13 protein-coding genes are annotated in these 12,995 nt (G+C 62.1%); 6 read left to right on the top strand and 7 right to left on the bottom strand.

Going from position 1 to position 12,995, the window contains the following annotated elements; translation table 11 throughout:
• The first annotated feature begins 39 nt into the window (after positions 1-39).
• The 3 genes from QMG46_RS01540 (at position 40) to QMG46_RS01530 (ending at position 3,280) form a co-directional block, all read left to right on the top strand.
• A complete protein-coding gene (locus tag QMG46_RS01540; protein WP_281850677.1) occupies positions 40-1,239 on the top strand; it encodes an amino acid aminotransferase in 1,200 nt (399 codons plus the stop codon).
• 120 nt (positions 1,240-1,359) lie between these two features.
• Positions 1,360-2,277 (top strand): recombination-associated protein RdgC, encoded by a 918-nt coding sequence (locus tag QMG46_RS01535; protein ID WP_281850676.1) that lies wholly within the window; start codon positions 1,360-1,362, stop codon positions 2,275-2,277.
• 232 nt (positions 2,278-2,509) lie between these two features.
• Positions 2,510-3,280: a M48 family metallopeptidase gene (locus QMG46_RS01530; RefSeq protein WP_281850675.1), complete on the top strand. Its 771-nt coding sequence runs from the start codon at positions 2,510-2,512 to the stop codon at positions 3,278-3,280.
• A 31-nt stretch (positions 3,281-3,311) separates the two neighbouring features.
• Here the strand turns inward: QMG46_RS01530 and QMG46_RS01525 are convergent, their stop codons facing one another.
• The 5 genes from QMG46_RS01525 to QMG46_RS01505 form a co-directional block, all read right to left on the bottom strand.
• Positions 3,312-3,842, bottom strand: a complete 531-nt coding sequence (locus tag QMG46_RS01525; protein WP_281850674.1) for a YkgB family protein — start codon at positions 3,840-3,842, stop codon at positions 3,312-3,314.
• 202 nt (positions 3,843-4,044) lie between these two features.
• Positions 4,045-5,046, bottom strand: coding sequence for an alpha/beta fold hydrolase (locus QMG46_RS01520; protein ID WP_281850673.1), 1,002 nt, complete (start codon positions 5,044-5,046; stop codon positions 4,045-4,047).
• A 5-nt stretch (positions 5,047-5,051) separates the two neighbouring features.
• On the bottom strand, positions 5,052-6,179 hold the full coding sequence (locus tag QMG46_RS01515) for a DUF6624 domain-containing protein (protein ID WP_281850672.1): 1,128 nt from the start codon (positions 6,177-6,179) through the stop codon (positions 5,052-5,054).
• A 100-nt stretch (positions 6,180-6,279) separates the two neighbouring features.
• Positions 6,280-8,142 carry a M1 family metallopeptidase gene (locus tag QMG46_RS01510; protein WP_281850671.1) on the bottom strand — a complete coding sequence of 621 codons (1,863 nt, stop codon included), beginning with the start codon at positions 8,140-8,142 and terminating at the stop codon, positions 6,280-6,282.
• A gap of 218 nt (positions 8,143-8,360) precedes the next feature.
• Positions 8,361-8,849 (bottom strand): Lrp/AsnC family transcriptional regulator, encoded by a 489-nt coding sequence (locus tag QMG46_RS01505; RefSeq protein ID WP_281850670.1) that lies wholly within the window; start codon positions 8,847-8,849, stop codon positions 8,361-8,363.
• Between the two features lie 120 nt (positions 8,850-8,969).
• Here QMG46_RS01505 and QMG46_RS01500 point away from each other — a divergent pair, with 120 nt between their 5' ends.
• Positions 8,970-9,884, top strand: coding sequence for a DMT family transporter (locus tag QMG46_RS01500; RefSeq protein ID WP_281850669.1), 915 nt, complete (start codon positions 8,970-8,972; stop codon positions 9,882-9,884).
• A gap of 24 nt (positions 9,885-9,908) precedes the next feature.
• Entirely contained in the window at positions 9,909-10,595 is a 687-nt protein-coding gene (locus QMG46_RS01495) for a glutathione S-transferase family protein (RefSeq protein ID WP_281850668.1), read from the top strand.
• A 3-nt stretch (positions 10,596-10,598) separates the two neighbouring features.
• On the opposite strand, the gene QMG46_RS01490 is transcribed toward QMG46_RS01495, so the two are convergent.
• Both QMG46_RS01490 and ubiE read right to left on the bottom strand, forming a co-directional pair.
• The gene (locus QMG46_RS01490) at positions 10,599-11,246 is read right to left on the bottom strand and encodes a Pr6Pr family membrane protein (protein WP_281850667.1); all 648 of its coding nucleotides are present in this window, start codon (positions 11,244-11,246) and stop codon (positions 10,599-10,601) included.
• Between the two features lie 128 nt (positions 11,247-11,374).
• Positions 11,375-12,127 carry a bifunctional demethylmenaquinone methyltransferase/2-methoxy-6-polyprenyl-1,4-benzoquinol methylase UbiE gene (ubiE, locus tag QMG46_RS01485; RefSeq protein ID WP_281850666.1) on the bottom strand — a complete coding sequence of 251 codons (753 nt, stop codon included), beginning with the start codon at positions 12,125-12,127 and terminating at the stop codon, positions 11,375-11,377.
• Positions 12,128-12,451: 324 nt separating this feature from the next.
• On the opposite strand from ubiE, the gene QMG46_RS01480 reads away from it, so the two are divergent.
• Positions 12,452-12,967, top strand: a complete 516-nt coding sequence (locus QMG46_RS01480) for a hypothetical protein (protein ID WP_281850665.1) — start codon at positions 12,452-12,454, stop codon at positions 12,965-12,967.
• Positions 12,968-12,995 lie beyond the last annotated feature (28 nt).

The following is a 12,995-nucleotide window of genomic DNA, read 5'->3' as shown; positions in this document are numbered from 1 at the left end:
AGTGTTTCTTTTGACTGTCCTTCACTTGTGAGTAGCGCCGTGTCCCTTTTTGCTTCCGTTGAAATGACCCCGGGCGATCCGATCCTCGGGATGACCGAGGCCTTCGTGGCCGACCAGCGCCCGGGCAAGGTGAACCTTGGCGTGGGCATCTACTGCGACGAACAAGGCAAGATTCCGCTGCTGCGCGCCGTGCGCGAAGTGGAAGAAGCGATGGCGCGCGAGGGCAAACCGCGCGGTTACCTGCCGATCGATGGCCTGGCCGCTTATGACCAGGCCACCCAGCGCCTCGTATTCGGTGCCGAATCGGCGCTGCTCGAGGCAGGGCGCGTGGCTACCTCGCAGACCATCGGCGGCAGCGGCGCGCTGCGCGTCGGCGCGGATCTGCTGCGCAAGGCGCTGCCCAAGGCCAAGATCGCGATCAGCAGCCCGAGCTGGGAAAACCACCGCGTGGTGTTCACGGCGGCGGGTTTCGAAGTAGTCGATTACGCCTATTACGACGCCGCTACGCATGGCCTGGATTTCCCCGGCATGCTGGCCGATCTGGGCAAGCTCGAACCCGGCACCGTCGTATTGCTGCACGCCTGCTGCCATAACCCGACCGGCGTCGATCTGACCGTCGAGCAGTGGCAACAGGTGGTCGAACTGGTGAAGGAGCGCAACCTGCTGCCCTTTATCGACATGGCGTACCAGGGCTTCGACAAGGGCACCGACGCGGACGCTGCCGCGGTGCGCCTGTTTGCTGCCTCGGGCATCGATTCGTTCGTCGTGGCCAATTCGTATTCGAAGTCGTTCTCGCTGTACGGCGAGCGCGTCGGCGCCTTGTCGATCGTCGGTGCCAACCGCGAAGAAGCGCAGCGCGTGCAGTCGCTGGTCAAGCGCACCATTCGATCGAACTACTCCAGCCCGGCCACGCATGGCGGCGCTTTGGTGGCCGGCGTGCTCGGCAGTGCCGAACTGCGCGCGCTGTGGGAAAGCGAGCTGACCGAAATGCGCGAACGCATCCATGCGATGCGTGCGGGCATGGTCGAGAAGCTGGCCGCGCAAGGCTTGGGCCGGTATGAATTCATCCAGCGCCAGGCCGGCATGTTTTCGTATTCGGGCCTGAGCAAGGCGCAGGTCGATCGCTTGCGTGAAGAGTTCGCCATCTATGCGATCGGCACCGGTCGTATCTGCGTGGCGGCGCTCAATCGCGCGAATCTCGATACGGTGGTCAACGCCGTCGCCGCTGTCAGCAAATAACTGCCTGCACGGACATCGCCCCGGCCTATGCCGGGGCATGGTGGCTGTGCCTTTGAGCGAAAGATATTGGGTCACGGCAAAAGCCGGGACGACGAAACTATTTTCCTGATCGGATTATTCATGTTCTTCCGCAATCTCACGCTGTTCCGCTTTTCTCCCGCCGTTGCCGAAGATCTCAATCGCCTCGATGAGGTGCTGGGCGAGCATCGTCTGCGTCCCTGTGGTCCTCTGGAAATGGGCACCAAGGGTTTCGTGCCGCCGGTAGGGCGGGGTGAGGAAGCTGCGATGACTCATGCGGTCAAGGCATGCACGCTGGTGACGGTTGGCAGCGAGGACAAGCTGCTGCCTTCGGCCGTGGTCAACGACGAGTTGCAGCGCAAGGTGCAGAAGATCGCCGAGGAAGAAGGGCGCAAGGTGGGTGGCCGCGAACGCAAGCGGATCAAGGAAGACCTGCTCACCGAACTGCTGCCGCGCGCCTTCGTGCGCAGCTCGCGCATGTCCGCCTATGTCGACAAGCGCCATGGCTGGCTGGTGCTCGACACCTCCAGCCGGAAGTCGGCGGAAAACGCACTGACCCAGATGCGCGAAGCACTGGGTAGCTTCCCGGCCGTGCCGCTGGCGCCCGAAGAAGGCCCGCGCGTGCTGATGACCGACTGGTTGGCCACCGGCAATCTGCCCGGCGGCCTGGCCCTGGGTGACGAATGCGAGCTGCGCGACCCGGCGACCGCCACCGGCGCCATCGCCCGCTGCCGCCGTCAGGACCTGGAAAGCGAGGAGGTGAAGGAGCACCTGCGTAATGGCAAACAGGTGTTTCAGCTCGGTCTCACCTTCGATGAGCGCATCAGCTTCGTGCTTGGCGAGGACCTCATCGTCCGCAAGATGAAGTTCCTGGACGCGGTCCTGGACGAGATGGGCGATAGCCAGCAGGACGCCGCAGCCGAGATGGACGCTCGTTTTGCCCTGCTCACCCTGGAGCTGGAGCGCCTGCTGGGCAAGCTGGAAGAGTGGTTCGGGCTGCCACGCCCAGCCGATGCCTGACACCGATCCGGTCATCTGCCCGTCTTGGGACGGGGGCAAGCTTGCCCCATATTGGTCTTCCCGGCAGGTTTCCTCGGAAACCTGAACAGGGAGAGGCCCCGGCTGCGGAATGACAAGTTTTTCAGCCTCCCCCAAGCAGAATGCTCTCACCCCCGCCGGCGACCCCTCGCCACGGCGTAGAGTAGGAGTCCCCCCTCGGGGGACAGGTCGTGCAGGCAGGAACCGGAACACCATGGCGCAGCATCTGGAAGGCGACTGGTTGGAACTGGCAACCACGGGTGGCAACGTCATCCGCGTGCAGAAGAGCGTGCATCCACGCTCGCGTCGTCTGCGCCTCACCGTCACGCCCAAGGGCGCGCGCGTTACGTACCCCAATGGCACGCATCCGGCGCAAGTGAGCGCGTTCCTGCGCAGTCATGCGGACTGGCTGGAGCAGAAGCTCGACGAACTGCATCTGGTCACCAAGCCGCTGCCGCCGTTGCGTCTGGGTTATGCCACCGATTTTCCGTTGCGCGGTGAGGTGACCAAGCTGGAGTGGGCCGAAGGTCCGTATCCGAAGGTCGAGCCGTTCGATGGTGGCCTGACCTTGATCATTCCACGCCCGCATACGCGGGCGTTACCTGTCGCGCGCGGTCTGCTTGCATCGTATTTCGAAGCGCAGATTCGTCGCGATGTATCGCGCTGGCTTGCCGGTTACGTGCCGCAGTTGGGGTTGGCGCCTACGGCATTGCGTATTCGTCCGATGAAAAGCCTCTGGGGCAGTCTGGACACGCGTGATCGCATCAATCTCGATCTTGCGCTCGCGCTCGCGCCGCCGACCGCGCTGCGCTATGTGCTGGTGCACGAGCTTTGCCATCTGAGAGTGCGCAGCCACTCGCGGCGTTTCTGGACACAGGTGGAAAGCCTGTTTCCCGAATGGCGTGAAGAACGCGACTGGCTGCGCCAAAATGGGGCGATTCTGAAGGCCGAGCTCGATCGGCTGATCGCCGACGTTGCCGATTAATTTTCCTTCTCGTCCCGCCCGTCGTTGTTTCTCATTTCTTCGCGAGCCACGCACGCACGGTGTGGCGCAGCATAGCGATGGACACGGCGAGCAGCACCAGATCCTTGATCAGAAAGCTGGTGGCGCCGCCCATGGCGGGAAAACCGCCGGCAGAAGCCTGCCATGCGCCTGGCGTCGAAAAAATCATCGTCGGCGTGATCGCGAACGTCACGATCGAACCCAGGGCGCCGAGAAAGGCTGCAGGCGCCCAGCGAAGACCGGCCAATAACAACAAGCCGATGCTCCATTCGGCCACGCCCAGCGCGTAGCTGGCTCCGTGCACGCCGAAAGCCGTATGCATCCAGCCGAGGATCGGACTGTTGCCGATCAACGGAACGAGGCCCTGTGCTTCGTAATCGAACCACTTCGTATAGCCGAACATGAAGAAGATGAGCACCATGACGGCGCTGAACAGACGCATCTCGAACGTACCGGACAGCGAGACGAGCGCCTTCTTCGGTTCGGAATATCCTTGCGTGACGTACGACAGATTCGAGGCAGATGTATTAAGTGGAGTGTTCAAGATCGTGGCTCCTATGTAGGCGGGGACGGCCTGAGGCTGTCCGCGAAGCGGATCATCCTCAAGTGCCTCCACGATAAAAGCTCGGTCTTGTTCCGACATCACCTCAACGTCCGGATATGCTGCTCGTGCATCCGGACATGTTCATATGCATGAAGAAAAGCCGGCTTGAGTCGCGTGCCGGCTGATTTCGGTGCCTTTGCTGTCAGTGCGACAAGGCGAAGGAAGTGATGATGCGCGCCACCTCATCGGGCTTTTCCAACAGCGGCATGTGATTGCAACCGTTCAAGATGCTCGAGCTGATCGCGCTGGAGTTCTTCAAGCCATTGCGCAGACTGTCCAGTCCCGATATGTCCATGACCTTGTCGTCATGGCACCACAGACCAAGCACCGGCATGGTGAGCTTGTCCAGGCGATTCTGCAGGGACAGGTATTGCGACTCATCGCGCAGTTCGTTGAAGACCTTGTCGTTGAACGCGCGGTTGGCGATGTTGCGCTTGACCAGCACATCGACGATACGGCCAGGCACTTGCGGTGGTGTAGCGAAGGTCAGCGCGGTGGCGCGCTCGAAACCGGCACGGTCGTCGTAGTCGAACAGATTCTTGCCGGCCAGGCCGGCACGGGTGAAGTCGTTGGGGGTGGTCTTCAACCCGAGCGAATCCATCAGCACCAGTTCGGCCACGTGCTCGGGATGCTCGGCCGCATACACGCCGGCGATCGCACCACCCATCGAATGGCCAACCAACACGAAGCGCTGCAAGCGCAGTGCGGTGACAAAGTCGTTCAGACGTGCCGCCTGCGCATCGATGTTGTAGCTGGCACCGTCCACGCGTGTGGATTCGCCCCAGCCCGGCAGGTCGGGGATGATCACGTGGAAGTGTTCGCCGAGAATCTTGGCCTGCTTGAGCCAGACATTCCTGTCTGCGCCAAAGCCATGCAGCATGACCAGCGTGATGCTGCCCTGGCCGCTTTCGTAATAAACCCAGTGCGTGTCGCCCACGTCGACCGAGTGCGTTTCCAGATGCGCGGCCATCGCTTGTCGCGCGGCATCGGCGCGCATCAGCCATTGCGGGGCGAACAGGTAGCTGCCGCCGAACGCGACGCCAAGCACGACCGCCACGATGGCGAGAAACTTCAGGCGACGGATCAGCATGCGCTGCCACAGCGGGCGTTGCGTGGAGGAGGTAACGGGGTTGTTCGTATTCATATCGATCAATGGCTGCTTGCGGCTGTTGCGGGCGCGTACATCGCGTCCGATTCTTTCAGGTAGTCGTCCAGAGGTTCCAGGCCCATAGTCGCGCGCTGCTCGTCGACATGCGCGGCGTCTTCCATCGGTAGCGGCACGCTGCGGCCATCCTTGACCTCGACCTGCGAGCCGTAGCGCTGTTTCTTGCCCTGTGCCAGCAAGACGCGGTCGGTCAGCAGGGCAAACTGTTGACGTGACAGTTCGCCGTTACGCATGAGCGGCTCGGCCTTTTCCAGCACCTTGGCCTGGAATGCAGGATCCCGGTCCGCATGTTGGACAAGCAGGAAGAAGTTGGAGACGCCGCTGCGTCCGACCATGGCGGCATCGGGAAAGCCAACCTTGTCGAAGATCGCCTTGATGCGTGGCAGGTGTGCCGCATCGATCGCTATGATGCGTTTCTGTTCGGCCGAACCCTCTTTCATGCCTTTCATGACATAGGTCGTTCGTGCGACTTGTTCCGACGACACCATTTCATGCAGATCGGTTCGCAGCTGCGGGTTGCTTACCGGATGGTTCTCTGTCGAAAGGCGCGGAATGGCCGCGGCGTCGGCGAGCGATTTGCCGCCGTCGACCTGGGTTTGTACCTGTTTCAGATAGACGTCCAAAAAGAGCAGGCCGGCCGAGTCGCGATACGCGTTCGCCGTCGATGCCTTGATCGCGGGTGATGTCACTACCTTGCCTTTCTCGAGCGCCAGCAGCGTGCCGAATTGCTGCGGCCGTTGGTGTGCCACCTCGATGCGATCATTGAGCGCGGCGAAGGCGAGGGCATCGATGTCGATGCCGATGCGCGAGGCGAAGTGCGATTCGGCGTCGCCCTGAAAATCTTCGTCGATGCCCGCACGTTCGGTCAGGTCGCCAATGGCGTCGACGCCGTCACGCCCGGCGTTCTTGACGGTCGGCCAGCCGTATTGGCCGATCAAGGCCTTGAGGCGATGCACGGCAGCGGCGTCGAGCGCGGTACCGGGGGTGTTATCCAGCGCAATCAGGGCATCGTGCAATGCGGGTTGGGTTGGGACGACCGTCTGCGCAGCCATCGCGGTCGACATCAGCGCAAAACAGAGCGCCGTCCATGCCAGTCTTGCTGAAGCTTTCATGCGAAATCCTTCCTGATGCGCTAGATCGAGCGGACAAACCGCCGACGCATGCTAAACGAATGGCCGCGCCAAGTTGCGAAACCCGGCGCGGCCACTGAGGTCACGACTTCTTGTCGCCTTTCTTTGCCTTGGCGAGCACGCCTTCCACGGCCTGCTGCGTCAGCGGGTGATAACCGGCCTTGGCCTTGTCATAGACTTGCTGGGCAAAGGCCAGACCGTCAGGCGTGGCGACCAGCGACTTGTACAGCGGGAGCGTGAGGTACAGGCGACCGATCCGGGTCATATGTTCGGCGGCGGCCGGCCATACGTCCTTGTCGCCGGCGGCGATGGCATGGCTGTACCAGCGCATGCCGATCTCGGCGTTCGGCGTACCGGTGAGGTGCCACGCGGCATCGAGCTGCTTGAGCTTGTCCAGCGGCGCTACGTCGGGCAGACGGTCGAGGAAGTACATCCATTCCTGCGTGTTCCAGCCCTTGGCGTCCAGCTTGGACGCATCGAGCGTGCCGGCGAGGAAGTCGGCGCGTTCCTTGTCGATGGCGGTGAAGCGCGGCGAGTCGGGCAGAGGCGCGTTCTTCGGCACGCCCGGCTCGTAGACCCACTCCTTCACTTCGTCCCAGCTCATCTTGCCCGGGTATTTGTCGATCAGGTTGGGCTTCAAGTAATCGAGCATTTGCTCGGTATCGATGCTCTGGAACGCAAAGTGGGCGAAATACCCCTTCAGGTAGGCGTCGAACACGTCACGGCCAAAGCGTTGCTCAAGCGTGCGCAGGAACCACGAACCCTTCGAGTAGGCCACGTCGGAAAGCGAATCGTCTGCACCGACACCGTGCGGATCGGGTGCGAGCTTCTGCGAGTTCGCCGGCATGTGCTCGAGCTCCTTCTGCAGCCCGCGTGCCGACAGCAGCGCTTCTTCGTCGGCCAGCGCCTTGCCGTAGACGGCTTCGGTGATACGGCCCTGCACATAGGTGGTGAAGCCTTCGTTCAACCAGATGTCGCGCCACGCGGCGCTGGTCACCAGGTTGCCCGACCACGAATGCGCGAGCTCATGCGACACCAGCGAGACCAGGCTCTTGTCGCCGACCAATACGGTGGGCGTGGCGAAGGTCATATTCGGGTTTTCCATGCCGCCGTACGGGAATGAAGGCGGCAGCACCAGGATGTCGTAGCGACCCCAGGCATACGGGCCGTACAGCTTCTCGGTGGTTTCGATCAGCTTTTCGGTGTCTTCGAATTCATGCGCGGCTTTGCCGACGATGCTCGGTTCGGCGTAGATGGCCGAGCGAGGGCCGGTCTCCTTCACCTGCAGATCGCCGGCGGCGATGGCCAGCAGATAGGACGGAATCGGATGCGGCTGCTCGAAGCTGAAATCGCCGTCGAGCGGATGCTTGGCGTCGTTGAGCGCGCTCATCGCGACGCGTACTTCCTTGGGTGCGCTGACATGCGCCTTATACGTAAAGCGAATCGCCGGCGAGTCCTGCAGCGGCACCCAGGAGCGTGCATGGATGGATTCGGACTGCGAGAACATGAAAGGCAGTTTCTTGTCCGCCGTCTGGGCCGGGGTCAGCCATTGCAGGCCCGACGCCTCCGGCACCGTGGTGTACACGATGCGAACCTGGCCGGGGTGCTTGGGCGCCTGGATGGTCAGCTTGCTGCCCAGTTCCTTGTCGCGCGGCGCCAGGGCGTACTTCAGCGGGCTGGTCTTGCCGTCGGCGGCCACGGCCTCGATGCTGGCGATCTTCAGGTCGCGCGTATCGAGCACGAGGTCCTTTGCCTTCGGGTTCTTCCAGTCCAGCTTCAGCGTGGCCTGGCCATCCAGCTCCCGCTTGGTGAAGTCCAGTTTCAGATCGAGATCCAGATGGCTCACCCGGACCATGTCCGGCTGAGCGTACGAGTGCGGGTCGGCGGCGTAGGCGGCTACGGGCAATACGAACGCGGCGATCGTGAAGACAGGCAACAGGCGCATGTGAGGCTTCCCTGACGGTAAACGTCAAGTATGCCACTGCGCCTGGGCTAGGGCTTCATGACCAGGGGCACTGGGATTGGACCCGCAAATCCTTCTTTTTCATAGACGCTAGTGCCGCCGCCTATCTTGTAGGAGCGGCTTCAGCCGCGACCCACGGTTGCGTCACGGCCTGTCGCGACTGAAGTCGCTCCTACAAGGTTGGGAAGATTGCGCTGGCCTCAGGACTTCTCCAACGCCACGTTCCACATCGCCCGCGTCAGCGGCCGATCCTCGTGCGGCGTCTGCAATACCACCAGCGTGGTGGTGCTGATGCTGGGATGGATCTTGAGCAGGCGGTCGAGGATGTTTTCCAGGTGCGAGACCGACATCGCCACCACGCGCAGCGACGCGGAATCCTCGCCGGCCAGGCGCCGACAGGTGATCACTTCGGGAATGTCGGCCACCAGCTCGCCCACGCGCGCGCACACGCCGCCGTCGCAGCGCAGGCGCACCATCGCGTCCAGGCCGAAGCCGAGCGCCTTGGGTTCGATCACCGCGCGGTAGCCGCGGATGACGCCGCCTTCCTCCAGTCGCTTAACGCGCTCGGCGACCGCCGGCGCCGACAGGTGCACCTTGCGACCCAGCTCCGCATAACCCAGGCGCGCATCCTGCTGTAGCGCCTCAATCAGTTGCCAATCCTTGATGTCCAGTTCGAGTTTCGATTCCATAGCCAGAACACCGTCTTTTGAGGATATCGATGGTAAATCGATGGATGAGCCTATGATCCATCATTCACGCTTTTTCGTGTCCTCGCTAGGATATGCGCGTTCTCCCTCCCCGGTGCATCCATGGAAAACGAACGTCTGGACGGTCGCGCACTTATCGCGATCGCGATTGCTCTATTGACCTGGTCCTCGGCTTACGCGGCGATCGCGTATAGCCTCGCGTCGTTTACGCCCGGGCAGGTGGCGTTCGCTCGCCTGCTGATCGGCTCGCTGTGCTTTGGCGTGCTGCTGCTGGTCAAGCGGGTGCCGATGCCGGCCCGCCGCGACTGGCCGGCATTGATCGGGCTGGGCCTGATCGGCCTGACCGTCTACCACGTGTGTCTTTGCTACGCTGAAACGCGCATCGCCAGCGGCACGGCGGCGATCCTGATTTCCCTAGTGCCCGGCGCAACGGCCGCGCTGTCGGCGATCTGGCTGCGCGAACGGCTGGGTGGGCGCAAGCTGCTCGGCCTGGGCGTGGCGCTGGCCGGTGTGATCCTGGTGGTGCTGACCAGTGGCAAGCAGCTCAGCTTCGAGCCGATGGCGGCGTTGGTGCTGATATGCGTGGCTGCCTCGGCGATCTACTTCGTCGGGCAAAAGCCGTTCTTCGCTCGCAGCAGCACCTTGGGCGTCACCGCCGCGACCTTTTTCGGTGGCACGCTTGGCGCGGCGCCGTTCGGCCTATCCGGTTTGAGCGAGGCCGTGATGCAGGCTCCCGCTTCGCACCTCGCCAGCCTGCTGTGGCTGGGTGTCGCGCCGACCTTTGTCGGCTACATCGCCTGGAATATCGCACTCAAGCGTGCATCGGCATCGCAGGTCAGCAGTTTTATCTACCTGTCGCCGCCGATCGCCGTATTGATCGGCTGGCTATGGTTGAGCGAGCGGCCAACCTGGCTGACCCTGGCTGGCGGCGTGTTGACGGTCGCTGGCGTGGTGTTGGTCAATGCGCGTCGCCGTGCTGTACCTGTACCGGCGCAGGCGGTTGCACTCAAGCATTGAAGTCATCACTCACGGGGAGAGAACGTGTACGCGCTTTACATCGCCAACAAGAACTACTCGTCGTGGTCGTTGCGGCCGTGGGTATTGATGCAGGCCTTGGGCATTCCTTTCGTGGAGCGCATCGAGCCGTTCGACGAAACGATTGCACGCGGTCAGTTTCTGCGCTTTTCGCCCAGCGGCAGGGTGCCTTGCCTGCACGATGGCGATGTGGTCGTGTGGGACTCGCTCGGCATCACCGAATACCTGGCTGAGCGTCATCCCGGCGTATGGCCGGCCGATGCCCTCGCGCGAGCCTGGGCACGTTGCGCGGCTGCGGAAATGCACAGCGGCTTTCAGGCATTGCGCGATCATTGCCTGATGAGCTGCGGCGTTCGCGTACAGCTGCATGACATCCCGACACCCGTGCATGTGGATATCGCGCGCATCGATGGCTTGTGGACCGAAGGGCTGGCTCGTTTCGGCGGTCCGTTCCTTGCCGGCAAGGCATTTACGGCTGTCGATGCGTTCTTTGCGCCGGTGGTGTTTCGCGTGCAGACCTACGGGCTTGCGCTGAGCGATGCTGCAAAGGCTTACGTCGAGCGCATGTTGGCGTTACCTGCGCTGCAGACGTGGTACGCGCAGGCGGTTGCCGAGACCTGGCGCGATGGCCCGCACGAGGTGGATATGTTGCGTGTGGGTCGCGTGCTCATGGATCTTCGCGCAACCGGCTGAGCATCAGGCCGCCAGCGGAAGCCGGCGCCCTTGCCATCGCCCGAGTGCGACCAGCACGAGGGCGATCGCCAGGAAGGCGGCGAGTACGACGATCGCGTCGAGCAGCACCTGCACATAACCGATCGCTTTCACGTCCAGGAAGGGATAGGGATACCAGCCGTCATACGCGCCGCGCAGCAAGGCGTAGCCGAAGTACGCGGCCGGATACAACAGCCATACCCATACTTGGCGCCAATGCAGTGTCTGCTTGGGCACGCCCAGCCACCAGTAGACGAGAAACCATACCGGCATGACGACGTGCATGATGTTGTCGCCGATGATCTGCAAGCCCTGCGGGTGCCAGAGCTGGCGCAGCATGATGTTGTAGACCAGACCCACCACGGTCATGCTCATCGCGATGGCGGTATGCACGCCCGGGCGTTGAAAGAACCGTATCGATGGCCGATCCGACCGCAGGCCTGCAGCGGTCAGTGCCCACGCGGCCAGGATGTTGCTGAGGATGGTGAAGTAGCCGAAGTAAAGCCACAGCGCCGCGCCAATACCCTCACCGGCGATACGCTTGAGTTCGATGGTGAGGTAGAGCTGCAGCAACAGACCGAACCAGCCGACGATGGCACCGAGCAGGGCGAGCGGGCGATGGCGGTTCGGCATGGGGTTGGAGTTAGGAGTGAGTGGAGAGGAGTGAGGAGTAAGAGAGAGCAGGGGCTGAGGGATCGGTGAGCCAGGGCGTTACCTGCTTTTCTCTCACTCCTTACTCCTCTCCACTCACTCCTACGCTCTTAAAACTTATAACCGCGATGAATCGCCACGATGCCGTTGGTCAGGTTGCGCACATCGACGCGGCCGAAGCCGGCGCGTTCCATCATGCTCTTGAGTGTTTCCTGATCCGGATGCTTGCGGATCGACTCGGCCAGGTACTGGTAGCTGTCGGCATCGCCGGCAAACAGCTGGCCGAGCTTGGGCAGCACCTTGAACGAATGGAAATCGTAGAGCTTGCTGAAAAGCTCGTTCTGCACGCGCGAGAACTCCAGCACCAGCGCGCGGCCACCCGGTTTGAGCACACGGCAGATATCGGCCAGCGCCTTTTCCTTGTCGGTGACATTGCGCAGACCGAAGGCCATCGTCACGGCGTCGAAACTGTTGTCCGGGAACGGTAGTGCCTCGGCATTGAGCTGTGCCCAACGCAGGCCGTTGACCAGCCCGCGGTCGGTCAGCCGATCGCGACCGACGCTCAGCATCGCCGCGTTGATATCGCCGACCACCACATCGCCTTCCTCGCCTACCACCGGCTTGAGCAGCGCGGCGATATCGCCGGTGCCGCCGGCCAAGTCGAGTACGCGATCGCCGCGGCGCACGCCGCTGACCGCCACGAAATGGCGCTTCCACAAGCGATGTACGCCGAACGACATCAGGTCGTTCATCAGGTCGTAGCTGCGCGCCACCGAGGTAAACACCTGGCCGACGAGCTTTTGCTTGTCGCCAACCGGGACGTCACGGAAGCCGAAATGAGTGGTATGGGATGGGTCGCTCATGACCTGCATGCTACAGGAATTGGCGTAGTTCCTGGCTATGCAGAGGCTAGCTGGCTCGCTCCGAGCCTCTTGGGGCTGTCTCTTTATGACGTGCTATGGCGAAGGCGGCCTTCCGTTGGCTACGCGGCATTCCGAATCGCTTTCGGCATGTCAGATCGGAGGCAGTGCGGCGCTTGGAGCATTCTAAATAATCATGGTAAGCATGCTTAAACAGCTTGATTTTTATGCATTTTTGTGAAACGGCGACGGGCGGCGTATGACACGCAGTGGAATAATTTTCCGAGCCTAAGTTGGCTTGTAAAACGACAAAACGAAAGGAGCTATATGTCGCTATCCGCCTTGAAAGTCGCACTTGTGTCGTTGGGTATGTTTGGCATTGCCCACACCGCATGCGCGTTTGAAACGCACACTGGCCAACCGCCGGAGCCTAGTCAGATTTCGATGAGGCAGGTATCTCATGTGGAGTTGGCGCCGGGGGAGTCAGGCGTTGTGACGTTCGATGTGCCGGCCGCCTCCTATGGACGCAATCCCCTGGCCTACTCGGTCGACAATGGCGGCGGCTACGTCTTCTCGAATGTCAAATGCCCGCAAGACTTTGAGCCTCTCATATTCCCCGTCGGTGTCCGCTGCGCGCGTCCGGGCAATCACCCTATCAACTACGAGCACGACGCCTTTACTATGGAAGTGACGGTGACCAACGTGGATGCGCCACAAGACCAGCCCGTATCGAGCGGGCCGTTGATGGCGGTTGGCTGGGACGTCCCGGAGACTTTCCGTTCTACGTGGCATCTCCATGTGCCTCATGGCCTGGAGACATCTGACACCGCGGTGCAGGACTGAAGGCATCTGAGTTGTATGCCACCGTAAA

The sequence above is a fragment of the Dyella sp. GSA-30 genome, from assembly GCF_027924605.1.
Classification (GTDB): domain Bacteria; phylum Pseudomonadota; class Gammaproteobacteria; order Xanthomonadales; family Rhodanobacteraceae; genus GSA-30.
The sequence above is the reverse complement of the archived record's forward strand: the minus strand, read 5'-3'. Positions and strand labels throughout refer to the sequence as shown.